General features: G+C 73.0%; 13 protein-coding genes and 1 pseudogene. 5 read left to right on the top strand and 9 right to left on the bottom strand.

Annotated features, from left to right (window positions below; translation table 11 throughout):
• The first annotated feature begins 2 nt into the window (after positions 1-2).
• The gene (locus KBX43_RS16900; RefSeq protein ID WP_043325152.1) at positions 3-1,037 is read left to right on the top strand and encodes a sigma-70 family RNA polymerase sigma factor; all 1,035 of its coding nucleotides are present in this window, start codon (positions 3-5) and stop codon (positions 1,035-1,037) included.
• Positions 1,038-1,067: 30 nt separating this feature from the next.
• On the opposite strand, the pseudogene KBX43_RS31590 reads toward KBX43_RS16900, so the two are convergent.
• Positions 1,068-1,256 (bottom strand): annotated as a pseudogene (locus KBX43_RS31590) (hypothetical protein); the annotation flags it as partial.
• 264 nt (positions 1,257-1,520) lie between these two features.
• Between KBX43_RS31590 and KBX43_RS16895 the strand changes: the two are divergent.
• Positions 1,521-2,039 (top strand): winged helix-turn-helix domain-containing protein, encoded by a 519-nt coding sequence (locus KBX43_RS16895; RefSeq protein ID WP_210885402.1) that lies wholly within the window; start codon positions 1,521-1,523, stop codon positions 2,037-2,039.
• A 193-nt stretch (positions 2,040-2,232) separates the two neighbouring features.
• Here KBX43_RS16895 and KBX43_RS16890 read toward each other — a convergent pair whose 3' ends face one another.
• Positions 2,233-6,633 (bottom strand): S8 family serine peptidase, encoded by a 4,401-nt coding sequence (locus KBX43_RS16890; RefSeq protein ID WP_210885400.1) that lies wholly within the window; start codon positions 6,631-6,633, stop codon positions 2,233-2,235.
• A 261-nt stretch (positions 6,634-6,894) separates the two neighbouring features.
• Here KBX43_RS16890 and KBX43_RS16885 point away from each other — a divergent pair, with 261 nt between their 5' ends.
• Entirely contained in the window at positions 6,895-7,449 is a 555-nt protein-coding gene (locus KBX43_RS16885) for a winged helix-turn-helix domain-containing protein (protein ID WP_064447446.1), read from the top strand.
• Positions 7,450-7,658: 209 nt separating this feature from the next.
• Positions 7,659-10,889 carry an Ig-like domain-containing protein gene (locus KBX43_RS16880; protein WP_210885390.1) on the top strand — a complete coding sequence of 1,077 codons (3,231 nt, stop codon included), beginning with the start codon at positions 7,659-7,661 and terminating at the stop codon, positions 10,887-10,889.
• Between the two features lie 64 nt (positions 10,890-10,953).
• On the opposite strand, the gene KBX43_RS16875 is transcribed toward KBX43_RS16880, so the two are convergent.
• The 3 genes from KBX43_RS16875 to KBX43_RS16865 form a co-directional block, all read right to left on the bottom strand.
• Positions 10,954-11,949: a zinc-dependent alcohol dehydrogenase family protein gene (locus KBX43_RS16875; RefSeq protein ID WP_307851543.1), complete on the bottom strand. Its 996-nt coding sequence runs from the start codon at positions 11,947-11,949 to the stop codon at positions 10,954-10,956.
• Between the two features lie 525 nt (positions 11,950-12,474).
• Positions 12,475-13,194, bottom strand: a complete 720-nt coding sequence (locus KBX43_RS16870) for a hypothetical protein (RefSeq protein ID WP_247677473.1) — start codon at positions 13,192-13,194, stop codon at positions 12,475-12,477.
• Between the two features lie 5 nt (positions 13,195-13,199).
• Positions 13,200-13,703 carry a SigE family RNA polymerase sigma factor gene (locus KBX43_RS16865; RefSeq protein WP_043325145.1) on the bottom strand — a complete coding sequence of 168 codons (504 nt, stop codon included), beginning with the start codon at positions 13,701-13,703 and terminating at the stop codon, positions 13,200-13,202.
• A 136-nt stretch (positions 13,704-13,839) separates the two neighbouring features.
• Between KBX43_RS16865 and KBX43_RS16860 the strand changes: the two genes are divergently transcribed.
• Complete coding sequence (locus KBX43_RS16860; protein ID WP_210885381.1) at positions 13,840-14,634, top strand: DUF3152 domain-containing protein; 795 nt, start codon at positions 13,840-13,842, stop codon at positions 14,632-14,634.
• A gap of 62 nt (positions 14,635-14,696) precedes the next feature.
• On the opposite strand, the gene KBX43_RS16855 is transcribed toward KBX43_RS16860, so the two are convergent.
• From KBX43_RS16855 to KBX43_RS16840, 4 genes are all read right to left on the bottom strand, one after another.
• A complete protein-coding gene (locus tag KBX43_RS16855) occupies positions 14,697-15,524 on the bottom strand; it encodes a DUF72 domain-containing protein (RefSeq protein WP_210885519.1) in 828 nt (275 codons plus the stop codon).
• Between the two features lie 29 nt (positions 15,525-15,553).
• The gene (locus KBX43_RS16850; protein WP_210885553.1) at positions 15,554-16,183 is read right to left on the bottom strand and encodes a hypothetical protein; all 630 of its coding nucleotides are present in this window, start codon (positions 16,181-16,183) and stop codon (positions 15,554-15,556) included.
• A 235-nt stretch (positions 16,184-16,418) separates the two neighbouring features.
• Positions 16,419-17,024: a peptide chain release factor H gene (gene prfH, locus KBX43_RS16845; RefSeq protein ID WP_210885378.1), complete on the bottom strand. Its 606-nt coding sequence runs from the start codon at positions 17,022-17,024 to the stop codon at positions 16,419-16,421.
• The gene (locus KBX43_RS16840; protein WP_210885375.1) at positions 17,021-18,154 is read right to left on the bottom strand and encodes an RNA ligase RtcB family protein; all 1,134 of its coding nucleotides are present in this window, start codon (positions 18,152-18,154) and stop codon (positions 17,021-17,023) included. The genes prfH and KBX43_RS16840 overlap by 4 nt, the downstream gene beginning before the upstream one ends.
• Positions 18,155-18,256: the final 102 nt, after the last annotated feature.

Below are 18,256 nucleotides of genomic sequence, written 5' to 3'. Positions count from 1 at the left end.
GCATGTGGGCTAGTTTCAGCCGGGTGAGCGAGGTGGCGAGCGTTCCCGTCGAGGCACAACTAGAGGCGTACCGGTCGGAGCTGACCGGCTACTGCTACCGGATGCTGGGTTCGGCCTTCGAAGCCGAGGACGCGGTGCAGGACACCTTCGTCCGGGCCTGGCGCAACTTCGACAAGTTCGAGGGGCGGTCCGCGCTGCGGACCTGGCTCTACCGGATCGCCACGAACGTCTGCCTCAGCATGGCCACCAGCGCGCAGCGCCGGGTCCGGCCGATGGACCTCGGCCCGGCGGGCGTCGGCACGGCCACCCATCCCGGCGAGCCGCGCCCGGAGCAGATCTGGGTCGGCCCGGCGCCCGACGACCGGGTGCTGCCCGAGGTCGCCGACCCGGCCGAGGTGGTCGCCGGCCGCGAGTCGGTGCGGCTGGCGTTCGTCGCGGCGTTGCAGCACCTGCCGCCCAAGCAGCGCGCCGTGCTGATCCTGCGCGAGGTGCTCGCCTGGTCCGCCCAGGAGGTCGCCGATCTGCTGGACACGTCGGTGGCGAGCGTCAACAGCGCGCTGCAGCGGGCGCGGGCCACGATCGCCTCGGCCGACACCGAGGCCGACGCGCGCCGTCCGCTCGACGAGGAGCAGCAGGCGCTGCTCGCCCGCTACGTGCGCGCGTTCGAGGCGTACGACCTGACGGCGCTGACCGCGCTGCTGCACGAGGACGCGACGTTGTCGATGCCGCCGCTGCCGCTGTGGCTGCGCGGCCCCGCGCACATCGCGGACTGGATGGCCGGCACCGGCAGCGGCTGCCGCGGGTCCCGGCTGGTGCCGACGGCCGCCAACGGAATGCCCGCGTTCGGGCACTACCGGCGTGACCCCGACGGCTCAGGACATGTGCCGTGGGCGCTGATCGTCATCGGCGTCTCCGGCGGCCGGATCACGTCGCTCAACAACTTCCTCGACGTCGACCGCCTGTTCCCGCTGTTCGGGCTGCCCGACCGGCTGGAGGAGGGCGCCGGCCAGCCCGAGCAGGCCGGCCAGCTCGCGTAGGTCGTCGCCCGCCCCGCGTACCTCCAGCCCCCAGCCGAAGCGGCGCGCGGTCAGGCGCAGCCGCGCCAGCACCTCGACCGTGACCAGGTCGGGCGCGGCGACAGCGGACACGTCGCACACCACCACGCCCCGGTCTCGGCCGCGCAGCGCCTCGGCCAGTTCGGCGCAGCGGGCGGCGATGTCCGCGCGGGTCGGCGTCCCGCCGGCCAGGGAGAGCATGTGCGTGATCACATGCATTGGACCGGCGTACGTCCCGGCTCTCATCGGTACGCGCGTGCCGAACCGCGTGCAGTTACATCGACGTTAACTGCTATACCAATCATCGGTGCTCGGCTATATGATCCCGGTAGTTCACCCCGAAGCCTCACGAAACCGCAGCTCCCCGCACCCCTCGGGTCGAACTCCGCAAGCCAGGTGCCCCGCATCGTCGTGCCTGGCGACCGCCCGGCGTTGCGGTTCAACCTGCCGGAAAGGTGGGAACGGATGACAGGGATGCCGTCCTTGGTCATCGGCGTCGCGTCCTCGTCGGCCGAGCGACGGCAGCTCGCCCAGCTGCTCGGCGGCACCGAGGCGTTCCTGATCGTCTCCAGCGTCCACCAGGCCCGCCGCTTCCTCGACCTGGTCCGTCGTCCGTCCGGCCTGCCGCCGTCCCGGCCGCAACCCGCCGGTGAGCCGCCCGCTCCGTCGTCCGGCGCGTCCTCCGTCCCGTCGTCCGGGCTGGAGCTGGGTGTCGACTCCGATCGGCGGGTGCTGCGCTGGCGGGAGCGCGAGGTCGGCTTGACGCCGCTGGAGCACGACCTGCTGGTCTGCCTGGCCGGCACGCCCGGTCAGGTGTGGACGTACGCCCGGCTGCACCGCGCGGTCTGGGGCAACGACCACCTGGGGCGGGGCTCGGACATGCACTCGGTGGTACGCCGCATCCGGCGCAAGCTCGCCCGCCTCAACGTCCCCGCCACCATCCACGCCGTCCGAGGCGTCGGCTTCCGCCTGACCCCACCCTGACCCCGCCCTCCCTCGCCCTGCCCGCGCCCCGCCCGCGCCCCGCGCCGCTGATCTTGCACTTGCGGCCTCTCGGGTGGGGCTTTTGTGCGCCTTGCCGGGGCGGTAAGTGCAAGATCGCGGGGGAGAGGGGGTGGCGTGGGGCGGCCCCGCCCCGGGGGGGGCCCCCGGCGGGCCGACTCATGTGTGTTTCGGGTCAGCAGCGGGTGGGGGAGAGGGTGAAGTCCTCCACCGTGGGCGTGCTGCTGTTGATCTTCGTTTGGCGCGTCTGGGGCTTCCAGCCGTCCTTCGCGACGATCAACGTGAGCGGGTTGTTGCGCCGGTCCATCCAGTAGGCGTACCGGCCCTCGGCGTCGGTCGTGAAGGTGTAGGAGTTCGCCCAGGAGTCGACCTGCACGGTCACGCCCGCCAGCGGCGCCGTCGCGCCCTGGCAGCTCTTGCCCGAGACCGTGCCGGACAGCTTGCCCCAGGTGGTCGGCGGCTGCGCGATCATGGTGACCGCCACCGGCTCCACCGTGTACGGGGTGTCCTCCTTGATCGCCACCGACGCCGAGTACGTGCCCGGCTGGTCGACGTTCGCCGTCATCGTGAGGGTGACGGTGACCTTCTCACCGGGCGCCAGCGTGACCTTCGACTTGTCGACGGTCAGCCAGCTCACGTCGGCGGCGGCCTCCGAGCACTCGGAGAAGCCGGGCAGGACCTCGCTGTCCTTGGTGGCCGTGAAGCTGCCCGACGAGCCGCCGATCTTGTAGAACCCGCAGGCCGCGCCGCCCCGGTAACGGGGGGTGTTGGCGTTGGGCAGGTTCGCCCACGAGTTGGTCGCCGGGTCGAAGGCGAAGCCGGCGTTGGTGATGGCGCCGCCCTGCGACCCGCCGACGACCAGCAGCTTGCCGTTCGCCACCGCGTACGAGGAGGCCCAGCTGTCGGCCGGCGCGTCCGGGATGGCGGTCCAGGCGTTCGCGGACGGGTCGAAGGCGTACCCGGCCTTCTGCGACGTGGTGCCGTCGTTGCCGCCGGTGCAGTAGACGATGCCGTCGATCCCGCCGCAGGACAGGAACGCCACCGACTTCGGGTACGCGGGCAGCGTCTCCCAGGTGTCCGCGCCCGGGTCGTAGCGGACCACCGAGTTGGACATCGGCGTGCAGCTCGCGGTGGTGCAGCCGCCGATCGCGTACAACTTGCCGCCCGCGACCGCCTGGCCGGCCGCCGAGCGCGGCGCCGGGTTGTCGGCCTTGCGGGTCCAGGTGTTCGCCGCCGGGTCGTACGAGAAGGTGGCGGCGTCCGGTCCGGCGGCACCCCAGCCACCGGTGGCGACGATCTTCCCGTCGAGCACGCCGACCGTCATGGCGTTACGCGCGCCGGGCAGGTCGGCGATGCCGGTCCACGCCTGGGCGATCGGGTCGTACCGGTAGTTCTTGGCGCTCGACGTGGTGCCGTCGCCACCGGCGATGGAGTAGATCTTGCCGTCGACGCTGACGACCCGGTTGTCCATCACGTTCGACGGGTAGCCCGGGATGGTGGTCCACGGGTCCGCCTGCGGGGCCGCCGCCGCGCCGATGCCGGTGGACGACTTGCCGGACGAGCGGGCCGCGAACGACGTCGCGGCGGTCAGCCGCTGGACCGGCGCGCCGGTCGAGCCGAGCAGCGCCTGCTGGGACAACTGGGAACCGTCGGCCCGTTGCAGCACGAACCCGCCGTCGCGTTCGCTGAACTCGGCGTTGACCGGCGCCCCGCCGGTGTTGGTCACGGTGAACGTCTTGCTGACCTTCCCGCTGGGCATCCGGACCGTGCCGGTGATCGAGGCCGGCTTCACCGACAGCCGGCCGGCGGCGAGCTGGAAGTTGGCCGCGGTGGCCCAGTCCTCCTCGACCGTGACCTGCTTGGTCTGGCTCACGTAGTTGCCCGCGCCGGCGGTGAACGGGTGCTTGCCGGTGAGCGACGAGAACATCCAGTAGAAGCCGTCGGGCAGTTCGGTGTCGTCAGGCGTGGCCACCGTGGTGGTCTTCTCCGCCGGGCGGTCCTTGCTGGTCACCGTGGCGCCGTTGACGTAGCTGTTGTCGTTCTTGTCGCGGACGTGGCCGAGCACCAGGCCGCCGTTCACCGGCTTGCAGACGAGCGTGCTGCCGATGAGGACGTTGTCGACCTGCCACCACCATTCCCAGCTGGCCTCGTAGTAGTGGAAGCGCACCCGCACCTGCGACTGGCCGGCCGCCTGCGGGATCGGCACCTCGGTCACCCGCGGGCCGCGCACGTCGGCGGCCTGCCGGAGCACGTTGCTCCACGTGGTGCCGCCGTCGAGGCTCAGGTCGACGTCCGCGCGGTCGCTGTTGAGCCAGTTGTAGTCCTGGTTGAACCGGATCACCGGCGTGGTCACGCCGGTGAGGTCGACGACCGGGCTGACCAGCGAGGTGTCCTGCTGCCCGCCGCTGCCGTAGTTGTCGCTGTCGATGATGGCGAAGTTGCCGCTGCCGCCGGTCAGGTTGCCGCGTTCACCGGCGTCGGTGAACTCCCAGACCTGGCCGGTGCCGGCGTTGTCCACCACGGTCCAGCCGTCCGGCACGCCGGTGCCGTCGAACGTCTCGTACTCGCCGTCGGAGCTGACGGTGTAGCCGGGGGCGGTGGTGCACGCCTCGGGGTTCGCCTGCACCGCGATGTTGGCGACAGCGTTGCCCGAGCCGACGGTGACCTCCTTGGTGGTGGTCAGGTAGCCGGCGTACTGCGGCTCGACAGTGAGCCGGTAGGTCGCCCCGGACGGCAGCGACAGGCTGTAGCGGCCGGTGGTGGGCGTGGTGTAGTCGGAGATCGGCGTGCCCTCGACGCTCACCTTCGCGTACAGCGGCCAGCCGTGCCCGGACCCGTCGGTGACCTGCCCGCTGACCGTCACGCTCGGCACCGCGGTGAGCGCGACGTCCAGCGTGGTGGTCGTGTTCGCGGTGACGGTCGCGGACAGCGTGCGCGTGGCGTACCCGAAGGTGGAGACGACGACCTGGTAGTCGCCGGCCGGCAGCAGCGAGGAGTACGTGCCGTCGGCGCCGGTGGTCAGCGTGCGGTCCGCCGCGCCGGACAGCGTGACGGTGGCGCCGGCGATGCCCGCGCCGGTGGCGGCGTCGGTGACCTTGCCGGCCAGCGTGCCGTTGTCCCCGATCGGGGCGGCGGCGAGCAGTGCGAGCGCGTCCAGCCGGCCCTCGCCGTAGACGTTGTTGTCGTCGGTGGTGCCGCCGCACTGGGTGTCACCCTTGTCGATCGCCGCGTCGTCGAGCAGCGCGCGGGTCGCCGGGACGTCGCCGACCAGGGTGGGCGCCGCCGACCAGAGCAGCGCGATCGCGCCGGCCAGGTGCGGCGCCGCCATCGAGGTGCCGCTGATGCTGGCGTACGAGTTGGTCGGCACGCTGGAGCGCACGTTGACGCCGGGCGCCGAGATGTTCGGCTTGATCTCGCCGTTCTGCCCGGTGCCCCGGGACGAGAAGCTGGCGATGTTGTTGTTGACGTCGTACGCGCCGGCCGAGTAGTTGCTGGCCAGGCTGCCCGGCGAGCCGCTGGTCTGGCAGGACGGGCCGTTGTTGCCGTTGGACCAGACGCCGAAGATGCCGGACGCGGTCCAGGCGTTCGTGACGTCCTCCATGAACGGCTCGTTCGACGGCGTCCTGGTGCCCCACGAGTTGTTGATGATGTTCGGCCGCTTGCTGGCGTCCGGGTTCTGCCCGTTGAGATCGGTGGGCTCCAGCATCCACTGGCCGGAGGAGACCAGCGCGGCGTCGGACGGGCAGCACCCGTTCGCGGCGATCCACTTGACCTCGGGGGCGACACCGATCTGGTTGGCCCCGTCGGCGCCGGCCATGGTGCCCATGGTGTGCGTGCCGTGGCCGTCGGAGTCGCACGGCGCGGTGGCGCACTCGTCGGCCGCGTCGAACCAGTTGTAGTCGTGGTCGAAGGTGCCGTCACCGTTGTTGCCGCGGTACGAGTTCACCAGCGCCGGGTGGTCGAACTGGACACCGCTGTCGATGCTGGCCACCGTGATGCCGGCGCCCTTGACGCCGTACTGGGCCCAGACGTCGTCGGCGTTGATGTTGGCGATGCCCCACTCCAGCGCGTTCGCCGACTTCTCGTCGGTGCCCGGGATGGTCTCGGGGAGCTTGTACTCGATCGGCGCGTACAGGCCGTCCACCTCGGAGTGGGCGGCGAAGTTCTGCGCCATGGTCAGCGAGCCGTCGGTGACCTTGATGGCGTTGGTGGCCCAGAAGCTCTGGTACTTCGTGCCCGAGCGGTCCAGCTCGGCGCGGATCTTGGCCTGGCTCTCCGCGGCGGTCTTCTTCAGCGCCGCCGCGACGGCGGCGCCGCGCTCGTTCCAGTCCTTGATCGCGGCGGCCTTGCCCAGGTCCGCCTTGCCCGAGAAGTGGATCCAGAAGTCGCCCTCGCTCTTGCCCTCCAGCTGCCGGGTGAGTTCGGGGCGGATCTTGTCGCCGGCCGACGCGCCGGTAGCCGTGCCGGCCTGTGCTCCAGTGCCGGTGGCGGCCAGCGCGGTCGCGGCGAGCACCAGGGCGGCGCCCGCGCTCACCAGCCGCCGGGCCGGGCCCCATCTGTGTGGACGTCTCAGCATCGGTGCTGCCTCCTGTTCCGATGACCCGCTGATGATCGAGCCATGGCAGAAGGGCCAGGAGACGCGCTCTCCCGACTGGTCGCACCGGTATTACCAGAACCCCCCAGGCCCCCTAGGTGTCCGTGCGGGTCTACGCCGGTCACCTGAATGGACACTATGATCGACATGAGGGAACGATCAATGACCGTACGTGAGCAACATGTCACCAACAGGCCCCCGGACCGGATGGCTTGTTGACAGTTTTTGTCACGGTGGGGCGCGGTGACGACTGACGGCACGAACGCGGCGAACTCCGGCACCGAGCCGCCGGAGCGGCCCTTCTCGCTCGTCATCGGCGTGACGTCGTCCCCGGCCGAACGGCTGCGGCTGACCGAGCTGCTCGACGGCGTCGCGCCACTGTTGATGGTCGCCGATCTGGACGAGCTGCGCGAGTTGATCACAGCGGACGCGCCGGACCCGGCCGGCGCGCCGGGTCCGCCCGTACCCGAGCCGAAGCCCGCGCCGGACGGCGCGCTGGTGATCGACGCAGCGCGCTCCACCGCCCGGTGGGGCGACCGCGAGACCGCCCTGACCCGGCTGGAGCGCGACCTGCTGACCTGCCTGACCGCCGAGCCGGTACGGGTGTGGAGCTACGCCGAGCTGCACCGGGCGGTCTGGCGCGACGCGCCGACGCACGGCCGGGCCGACGTGCAGTCCCTGGTGAAGCGGTTGCGACGCAAGCTCGACGAGCTGGGCACCGGCGTCACCATCGCGGCGGTACGCGGTGTCGGCCTGCGGCTCACCGACCACCGCCACCCCCGGGTGCGGGGCGACTGAACGCCGCGGCGGCCGGACGGCGGCACGGGTGACCCGATCGGAGGAGCGGGCCTGCCGGTGTGGCCGGAATTGATGGCGACCGGTCGATTACCGGTGCGGCACGTATCGCGAAATGTCTTTGCCTCCTACGGTGGCGTCCGGCACGCGGACGGAGGGACCCGGGAATCACCCGAGGGGGGCCGTCCCGGCGGACAGGGAGAGTCATCTCGATGCGAGTTTGGAGTCGCGCGGTGGCGGTCATCGCCGCCGGCGCGGTCGTGGTGGTGGGCGTACCGGCGCTCGCCGGCACCGTCGTCGTGCGGGACGCCGGCGCGGCCGGCCGGACCGGCGCCCAGGCGACCGGGAGCAGCGCCGCGCTCGGCGCCGCGCGTACCACCGCCACCCGGGCGCTGGTCACCCCCGGGGACACCCGGCTGATGCCGACCACGCCCCGCACCGATACGCCGCGGATCACCAACGGCGAGATCACCGACATCGAGGTGATCGGCAACCGGGTCTTCATCGCCGGCACGTTCACCTCGATCGCGAACGTCGGCGGGTCCGCGATCGCGCAGAAGTCCCTGGCGTCGTACAACCTGGACACCGGCAAGGTGGACACCGCGTTCAAGCCGGTCATCGACGGGGCGGTCACCGCGGTGGAGGCGTCACCGGACGGCTCGTCGCTCTACATCGCCGGCACGTTCAACACGATCAACGGCGTCACGAAGCGCAAGATCGCCCGGCTGAACCCGACCACCGGCGCGCCGATCGCCGCGTTCACCGCCACCGCCAACGCGCGGGCCACCGCGCTCGCGGTGAGCGGCAACGCGGTCTACGTCGGCGGTCAGTTCGCGACCGTCAACGGGGTCAGCCGCAGCGGCCTGGCCGCCCTCAACCCCACCACGGGCGCCGTCGACACCGGCTTCAACCTGCCGCTCACCGGCGGCATCGGCGTCGGCGGCATGCTCACCGTGCAGCAGCTCAAGCTCACCCACGACCGCAGCAAGCTTCTCGTCGTGCACACCGGCCGCCAGATCGCCGGCCAGGACCGCTACGGCGTGGCCCTGATCGGTACGGCCAGCAAGGCGCTGCTGCCCTGGCGTACCCGGCTGTGGGAGGACAACCTCTCCTTCGTCGGCGGCATCCAGCGCGTCTTCGCCGGTGACATCGCGCCGGACGACTCGTACTTCGTGGTCACCAGCGGCTCCGGCGGCGACCGGCCGCCGATCAACGACACCGCCATCGCGTACCCGCTGACCGGGAACGACCACGTCGAGCCGCTCTGGATCTCCCGGCACTTCGACAGCATCTACTCGGTCGCGATCACCGACACCGCCGTCTACGTCGGCGGGCACTTCAGCTGGCAGGAGTCGCCCACGTCGAACGTGCCGTGGCCCGGCCTGGACAACGTCGGCTACGGCACCGGCCAGGGGCTCAGCGGCTACGGCCTCGGCGACCAGGTGGTCCGCCGCGACCACCTCGGCGCGCTGGACCCGCTCACCGGCACCGCGCTGGAGTGGAACCCCGGCTCCAACTCGTACGAGGGCGAGAAGGCGATGATCGCCACCTCGCGCGGCCTGCTCGTCGGCGGTGACGGCAACGTCAAGGGCGGCAAGACCACCGGCCGGGTGGCCTTCTTCGACCTCTCCAAGGAGCCCGCGCCCGCGCCGCTGGACACCACAGTCACCACGCCGATCGAGGGCGCGGTGAAGCCGGCCGGCGAGGAGTTCACCATCAGCGGCCAGGCGCTCGCCCCGGCCGGAGTGGCCCGCGTCCAGCTGGAGATCCAGGACCGCAACAGTGGCAAGTACCTCCAGGCCGACATGACCACCTGGGGCGCGTTCAAGGCGATCAACACGACGCTCGCCGCGCCGAACGCCACCTCCACCACGTGGAGCCTGCCGGTGACGCTGCCGGCCGGCGTCTACCAGTTGCAGGCCAAGACGTTCGACCGCAACGGTGCCGGCGACACCACAAAGGCGGTCAAGAAGATCGAGACGTTCCGCTTCGACGACCTGCCGCCGTCGACCCGGATCAGCTCACCGTCGGCCGGCCTGCTCGCCACGCAGACGTTCGTGGCCTCCGGCACCGCCACCGACGACAAGGGTGTCAACTCGCTGATCTACTCGTTCCGCACGCCGGACAACAGGTACCTGCAGGACGATGGCACCGTCGCCGCCGTCTACAACACGTTCCGCGGCGAGCCGGACGTGATCGGCGCGACGTCCACCACCTGGCAGTACGAGGTCACGCTGCCCACCGAGGGGCAGTGGAAGATGACCGCCACCGCCGTCGACACCACCGGGCAGAGCGACCTGCGCGGCGACACCCGCGACTGGACCGTCTCCGCCAACGGCGTACCGCCGACCGTGGCGATCACCTCGCCGGTGGCGATGACCCCGCCGGGCAACCCGGCGCCGCTCACCGTCGCGCCCGGCGGCACGATCACGTTCGCCGGTACGGCGAACGACGACGACGCGCTCAAGTCGGTGGAGATCTACCTGCGCAACAACACCACCCGCGAGGCGCTGGCCAGCGACGGCACGTGGGGCGCCGACTCGGTCGCCGGCTACCATCGGATCTCCCCGGCCAACCTCGACGCCGCGACGTTCGACTGGTCGTTCACCACCGTGCCGCTGACCCCGGGCGTCTACGACTTCCGGGTACGCGCCACCGACAAGCTCGGCCTGACCACCTCCAGCAACAACATGGGCCGGCTCACCGTCACCGCTCAGGTGCCCGGCGACGCCTTCCCCAACGGGTTGCTCAGCTTCACCGGCACCAACCAGGACATCGACCAGCTGCACCTGGACCTGGCCGGCACCGCCACCGACGACAAGGGGGTACGGGCGGTCCGGATCGCGCTGCGCGACCTGGACACCGGCCGGTACGTGCAGCCAAACGGCACCATGGCCGCCGCGTTCGCCACTGTCGACGCGACGCTCGCCTCGCCCGGCGCGACCAGCACCGCGTTCACGCTCTCGATCGACCTGCCCACCCGGGGCACGTACAGCGTCGAGGCGTGGGCCGTGGACACCGCCGGCCAGCAGGACAACTCGACAAGCGGCGCGACCGCCCGCTACCTGGTCTACCCGGGTGACACCGACCCGACGCTGGAGCCGAGCATCACGCCGGTCGAGGGACAGGCGTACACCGGCGGCCGGATCGTGATCACCGGCCGGGCCGTGGACGACGGCGGGATGCAGAAGGTCGAGGTGCAGATCGGCAACAGCGCCGGGCAGGGCATGAACTCGGCCGGCACGTTCGGCCGGGCGGGCGCGCCGAGCAGTTGGCCGTGGATCGCCACGTTCCTCACCAGCCCGGGCTCGCCGGGGTCGAACTTCGCGTACACGTCGCCGGTGATCCCGGCCGGCACGTACACGGTGACGATCCGCGGCATGGACAACCGGGGGCAGTACCAGCAGCCGCCTCGTACCGTCACGGTGACCGTCACCGACTGACCGGACGGCCTCGCGGGCCGGTCCGCGCCGGGTCTCCCGGCGCCGGGCCGGCCCGTGCCCGTTCTCAGGGCTGGATCAGGCACATCCCGGCGACGGCCGGCCGGTCCATGGTGGCCAGCGCGTCCGGCGCGGCGTCCAGGTCGATGGTGCGGGTGACCAGGTCGGCCGGGCGCAGCACCCCGGCGGTGACCAGCCGCAGCATCTCCGGGTACGCGTGGGCCGGCATGCCGTGGCTGCCGAGCAGCTCCAGCTCGTACGCGATCACCAGGTCCATCGGCAGCGCCGGGCGGCCCTGCGCGGCGGGCAGCAGCCCGACCTGCACGTGCCGGCCGCGCCGGCGCAGTCCCTCGATCGACGCCACGCAGGTGGCGTGAGCGCCCAGCGCGTCCAGCGACAGGTGCGCGCCCCCGCCGGTGGCGTCCCGGATCGCGGCGGCCACCTCGGCGGGACCGCCCAGCGTGCTCGCGTCCACGCAGACAGCGGCGCCGCTGCGGCGGGCCAGTTCCAGCGCGCCGGGCGACACGTCCACCGCCACCACCCGCGCCCCGCTCGCCGCCGCGATCATCACGGCGGACAGGCCGACGCCGCCGCAGCCGTGCACCGCCACCCACTCACCGGCGGCCACCCGGCCCTGCGCGATCACGGCCCGGAACGCGGTGGCGAACCGGCAGCCGAGCGCGGCGGCGGCCGCCTCGTCCAGCTCGTCCGGCAACCGGACCAGGTTCACGTCGGCGTGCCGTACCGCGACCAGCTCGGCGAACGAGCCCCAGCCGGTGAAGCCCGGCTGCGTCTGCCGCTCGCAGACCTGCTGGTCGCCCGCGAGACACGACGGGCACCGCCCGCACGCGCAGACGAACGGCGCGGTGACCCGGTCGCCGGGCCGCCAGCCGCGTACGTCCGCGCCGGCCGCCACGACGACGCCGGCGAACTCGTGCCCCGGCACGTGCGGCAGACGGATGTCCGGGTCGTGGCCCTGCCAGCCGTGCCAGTCGCTGCGGCACAACCCGGTAGCGCCGACCCGGACGACCACCCCGTCAGGCGCGGGCGCCGGATCATCCACCCGGCAAACCTCTGGCCGCACCCCGAACCGCTCGAACACCACAGCACGCATGCCCCCGATCCTCACACCCCCACCCCGCGCCCCCTCCCGCCCCCTCCCCGCTCCCGCGATCTTGCACTTGCGGGCCGGTGGATGTCCTGAATGCCCCATCTGACCGGGCGGAAAGTGCAAGATCGCCGACGAGGGCCGGTGCCAGCCTCGCCTGCCCGTCCCAGGCGCGTCGGGTCTCCCATGGCCCGAGATCCGTGGTCCGTATCCCGGGAGCAGTCGTAGATCTTGGTACGAGAGCGCCCCCATGGGGGCCGTTTCGTACCAAGATCTACGGGTGGCTCGGGGCGCCGAGGCGAGGGAGGGCGCGCGGGGCGGCTCGAGTCGGCGAACCAGGGAGCTCGGGGCGGGATGGGCTCTCACGCCCGGCCCCTCCCTTCCCGGTGATCAAGGAGTTTGTGTCCTTGTCGGGGCGGTGCCAGTCCGCAAACTCCTTGATCAACGCGCAAGACGCGGGGGAGGGAGCGGGCGGGTGGGTTACAGGCGGTGGCCCTGGGGGTCTCGGGCGGTGATGCCGTCCAGGCGGGTTCCCGGAGTCAGGGTCTTCGGGTCGAACCAGAAGATCACCACCTGGGGGTCCTCGCTCCACCTGGCCAGCTTCGCCTCGACCTGCCGGCCGTCGACTGTCCCGACGATGCGGGCCGCCGGCCCGACGAAGTAGCCGAACGTCGGTATCGACGTGTCGGTGGGCGCCCGCTGCTGGTCGTACCCGATCTCGTGGAACCCGGCCCGGCGGTCGCTGCCGGACACGTCGTTGAGCAGGAAGTCGGAGGTCAGGTGGCCGTCCGGCGCGCGGCGTCCGGCGACCAGGCCGATCGTCACACGCGGCAGTTCCGGCACGTCGATCGGGACCATGAAGAACACGCGCGCCTCGGCGCCGTACCGGATGCCGCTGTCCACGACGGTCCCGAGCGGTTGTAGCGGCGACTGGGTCGGGGCCGGCGCGGCCGTCGGCGTGGGCGCTGGAGGGCCGGCGGACGCGGTGGCGGCCGGCTCCCCGCCCGGGAGGTTCGGCGGGCCGGGCCGCGTCGCCACGGCCTCGACGCCGAACGCCACGGCGAGCACCGCCGTCATCGCCGCCACGGCTGCGCCGGCCCGCCGTCGCCGGCGCAGCCGCCGCCCCCGGCGCATGATGTCGTCGAGGTCCAGACCACCGGCCCGCTCGGTCGCCCGCATGGCCCGGCGCAGCTCGTCCATCTCGGTCACCGGCACGTCTCCTGCGGTCGGGGCGCGGACAGGCCGGCGGTACGCAGCTTCTCCAGCGCCCGGGACGAGGTGCTCTTGACGGTGCCGACGGACACGTCGAGTTCGCGGGCCACCTGGGCCTCCGGCAGGTCGAAGTAGTGACGCAGGACGACGACGGCGCGTTCCCGCGCGGTGAGCGTGCCGAGCGCGGTGACCAGCCACCGCCGCGTCGCCACCTCCTCGGCCAGGTCGCCGCCGCTTCGCTCCGGGAGGTCGTCGCTCGGGTACTCGCGGATCGGCCGCCGCCAGGTGTCGACGAGGTGGTTCACCAGCACCGACCGGGCGTAGCCGTACGGGTCGCCGTTGCGGATCCGGGACCACGACGCGTACGTGCGCACGAGCGCGGTCTGCGCGGCATCCTCGGCGTGGTGGTGGTTGCCGGTCATGAGGAAGGCGGCGTGCGTCAGCCGCCCGGAGCACGCCCGCGCGAACTCGACGAACTCCGCGTCACCCCGGGCCATGCCGGTCCTCTGCACCTCTCACCCCGGTAGGGACGTGCGGGCAGCGGAAAAGGTTGAGTCCCCGCCGCACCAACTTTCGCGACGGGCCACCCGTCCTCATCCCCGTGCCCCCGACCGGGCGCCGAGGGGAGACGAGATGACCAGGACCGTGGACCGGACACGCGGTGGCGCGGCGGTGATCGCGCTGGCGGTGGCGCTGGCCGGCTGCACACCGGCAGTGGCCGACCAGCCCGCAGCCACGCCGTCCGAGCCGGTCGGGCCGTCCGCTGCCGCGCCTGCAGCGTCGGCGGCGGCGCCCGTCCGGCCCCGGCCGGCGCGGATCGGCTATCCCGCCGAGGGCGGCAACCGGTGGCGGTTCGCCGCCGCCGAGCTGGCCACCACAGGGGGTACGGGCCGGCTGCTGCGCTACCGGGTGGCGGTGGAGCGCGACATCACGGGTCTGCCAGCGGCCGAGTTCGGGGCGCAGGTCACCGGCATCCTCGCCGGACCGGGTGGCTGGACGACGGACGGGCGGATCGCCCTGCGTCGCGTCGGTGCCGACGGGCCCGCCGACTTCACCGTCTACCTCGCCACCCCCGGTACGCGCGACGACCTGTGCGGGGACGGGCTGGACCGGTACACGTCCTGCCGCAACGGGAACCGGGTGGTGGTGAACGTGGCCCGCTGGGTACTCGGCGCGCCCGCGTACGGCAGCGACCTCGCCGCGTACCGCCGGTACGTGGTCAACCACGAGGTCGGCCACCGCCTGGGTCACGGGCACGAGCGCTGCCCGGGGCGGGGCCGCCCGGCGCCGGTGATGCAGCAGCAGACGCTCGGCCTGCACGGCTGCACCCCGAACCCGCTGCCGTTCCTGCGTGGCGAGCGGTACGCGGGCCGCTCCGGCGCGTACGACGATCGCCTGCCCCCGCCCGAGGGCGGCCGGCCGGGCTGAGGTCCGGGTCAGCGCGGCCGGGCACGCGCAGCCCGGCCGCGCAGGCGGACCCACGCCGGCGCTCAGAACAGCGTGGCCGGGCCGACCGGCTCCGGTTCCGGCAGCGGCGCGAGCCCGGGCACCCGCTCGCGGACCTGGTCGTGGAAGCGGCGGGCCAGCTCGGGCGCGTCGGCGTTGTCCGGCGTGTGCACGAACACCGTCGGCGAGCGGCCCTCCCGCAGCCAGCCGGTGACCACGTCCAGCCACGGCTGCCAGCCCTCGACCGTGCGGGCCGGGTCGTCGCGGCCCAGGTAGCGCACGAGCGGCCGGTCGGTCAGCGCCCGGGTACGCAGCGGCAGGCGCGGTTTGCGCGTCCACGCCTCCCGCTCCGCCTCGCTGGTGGGCGGCGTACGGAAGAACGCGGTGGTGTCGAACGGCACCCACTCCGCGCCGTGCCGGTGCAGCGTGGCCTCCAGCGCGCGTACCGCGCCGGGCTCGGTGAAGAAGGCGGGGTGGCGGACCTCGACGGCGTACCTGTGGGTGTCGGGCAGCGTGCGCAGGAACCGGTCCAGGTCGGGCACGTCGCCGGGGCCGAACGAGCCGGGCAGCTGGACCCAGAGCGCGTCCGCCCGGGGCCCGAGCGGCTCCATCGCGTGCAGGAACGCGCGCAGCGCCGCCTCGCCGCCGGTGAGCCGGTGCTCGTGCGTCACCGCCTTCGGCAGCTTCGGCAGGAAACGGAAACCCGGGCCGGTCTGCTCGGCCCAGGACGCCACCGTCTCCCGGGCCGGGGTCGCGTAGAACGTGGTGTTGCCCTCGACGGCGTCGCACCACCCGGCGTACGCGCGCAGCCGCTCGTGTGCGGGCAGCGGGTGCGGCAGGAAGCGGCCGGACCAGGACTTGTGCGCCCACATCGCACAGCCCACGTGCAGGCGCAGCCCGGTCACCGGTAGGGCCAGCTCGTCGAGCCGCCGCGCAGCGCCGCCTCCCGGTTCCACTTCCGGGTGAAGTACAGCGCGAGGCAGCCGAGCCCGGCGAACACCGGGGCGAGCAGCATGAGCAGCAGTCCGGCGCCGAGCCGGAACCTGTCGCTCTGGATGCCCTCGGCGGTGGTCAGCGCGAACGCCTCCGCACCGGCGCCGGTGCAGCTCACGAAGTCGGTGCCCATCCAGCCGATGCCGTCGGTGGCCAGCACCGGAGTGAACTGCCGCGGGTCGCCGCGGTCGCGCATCACCGCCGCGGTCCCCTCGGGCCGGGCCCCGGTCAGCTCGCTGGTCCGCTGCTCGCCGGTGGAGTAGACCCGGCTCTTCGCGGTGCACCGCACGGTGGCGGGGTCGACTGTGGCCGGGGTGGCGAGGATCAGGATGTTGCCGGGGCGTACGCCGGTGTCCCGCACCTTGATCTCGGCGCCGGGGGCGAACTCGGCGGCGGCGGAGAAGGTCGACGCGGCCGCGAACGGACCCGTCTGGGTCAGCAGTGCCAGGCCGAGGAACCCGGCCAGCAGGAACCCGCCCGCGCCGACGAAGATCCACATGGCGACCACGGCGCGGAAGCGCTGCACGAGCGGGCTCACCGGACGCGGTCCGTGTCGCAGGCGCCGTCGGTGACCTGCCCGGGGTCGGAGGAGTACACGCTGCGCTTGGCACCGCAAGAGGCGAGTGAGAGGGCCCCTGTCGCCAGCGCCGCCGTCAGACCGGTCCTTCTCCGTCGCATCCGTCCTCCTCGCGCTCGCGCCGCGGCGGGCCGGGGCCGCCCGGTCGCCGCGACCACGGTAGCCGGGCCGGTCAGCGACGTCGGATCGGGCCGCGTCAGGGCCGCTCCACCCGTACCGGGTCGCCGCGCACGAGGTCGTCGTGGATCCGCCAGCGGGCGTCGACGCCCGCGCGCCGGGCCGCGTCGTCGTCGGCGGCGATCCGCTGCCGCAGCAGCTCGACCGCGATCCGGCGGTTGAGGTGCAGGTGCCGTTCGGTGTCCACCACCACGGTCCGGCCGGACGGGCGGTGCGTGGCCCGGACGGCGGTGCTGGCCTTATTGCGGTGCTGGCCGCCCGGCCCGCCGGTGCGGCACGGCACGAACTGGACGTCCGCCTCGTGGAACGGCGTGACCACAACGTCGGTCCGGCACGGGCGCGCGGTGACGTACCAGTTCTTGCGCCCGTGGCCGGTCCGGTACGGGCTGGGCGCCTGCCAGCAGAGCGTGCCGGTCCACCCGGCCGCGAACGCCTCGGCCCCGGCGCCGGTGATCCGGACCAGCACCGACCGGTAGGTGCCGGCCCGGTCGCCGGTCACCGTCTCGACCCGCGCGGTACGCAGGCCCCGCCGGGCCGCCTCGGCCTCCAGGCGGGACAGCAGCCGGGCGAGCGCCCACGCGCACTCGGCGGGTCCGCGTCCGGCGGACAGCAGCAGCTCGGTCACCGGCGGCCCTTGCGGCCCACGTCCGGCGTCTTGTAGGTGACGAGCGGAACCGTGGTGGTGACCGGGGTGGCGAGGTCGTGCGTCACCAGGTCGCCGACGACCTGCTCGATGCGCTTGTACGCGGTGGGCGCCTCCTCGAACAGCAACTGCCGGTCGCCGCACACCACTATCGAGCCGACCGGCGTACGCCGCAGTTCCTCGACGGTGTGCTTGGCCCGGCCCCGGCGCAGCGCGTCGGCGCGCGACATCTTGCGCCCGGCGCCGTGCGCCACCGAGTAGCCGGCGTCCGGCCCGGCGTGCGCGGCCACCAGATAGGAGGGCGTGCCACGGGTGCCGGCGATCAGCACGTCCCGCCCGTCGCCCGGCGCCGCGCCCTTGCGGTGCAGGTAGCGCCCGTCGCGGATCTCGACCAGGTTGTGGCACTGGTCGACGACCGGCTCGGTGGGTTCGGCGCCGAGCGCGTACGCGACCCGCGCGGCCAGCAGCCGCCGGTTGAGCGACCCCCAGCGCACCGCCGCGTCGTGCCGGGCCAGGTAGGCGTCCGGGGCGGGCGCGGGACCGGCGCCGTGCGTCTCGGTGTGCTCGCGCAGGATCCGTTCGCCCAGCCCACGTGATCCGGAGTGCACCACGAGCACCAGGTCACCGGCGTCCAGCCCGAGCCGCGTGGCGTGCTCCGCCGCGAGGATCGGCCCGACGCGGGCCAGTTCGACGAAGTGGTTGCCGCGCCCGACGGTGCCGAGCCCGTCGAGGTGCCCGGCCGGGATGTCGCCGTCCAGCACCGACCACGCCGGGTCGTCGTCGTCCGGGTCGAGCGCCCGGTCCAGGTCGGGGAACCGGGCCGCGAGCCGTTCCGGTACGACCCGGCGCAGCGCTATCGGGAACACCGCGATGCCGCACCCGATGTCGGAGCCGACCAGGAACGGATACAGCACCGTGGAGGACATCGCCGCGCCGATCGGCGCGCCCTTGCCGGGGTGCAGGTCGGGCATGGCGGCGACGTGCGCCATGCCGTCCAGGGCGGCGACCTGACGGCACTGGTCGAGCGCGGCGGACTCGATCCAGCTGCCGGGGGAGGAGAAGACGGAGACGGTGGCGGGCACGACGGCCCGCCCGGAGGGGTACGCGGACACAGACGCTCGTTTCTGCGGAAAGAGAGAGGCCGGGGAACGGCAGGCGGCGAGGAGGGGCCTGCGGGCGGGGTGTGATCCGTCAGAACGTCATGCCGCTCAGCC

Origin of the sequence: Micromonospora sp. C41, assembly GCF_018070485.1 — a bacterium.
Taxonomy (GTDB): Bacteria; Actinomycetota; Actinomycetes; order Mycobacteriales; family Micromonosporaceae; genus Micromonospora; species Micromonospora chalcea.
Note: the sequence above shows the minus strand (reverse complement) of the source record. Positions and strands in the feature narration are given on the sequence as shown.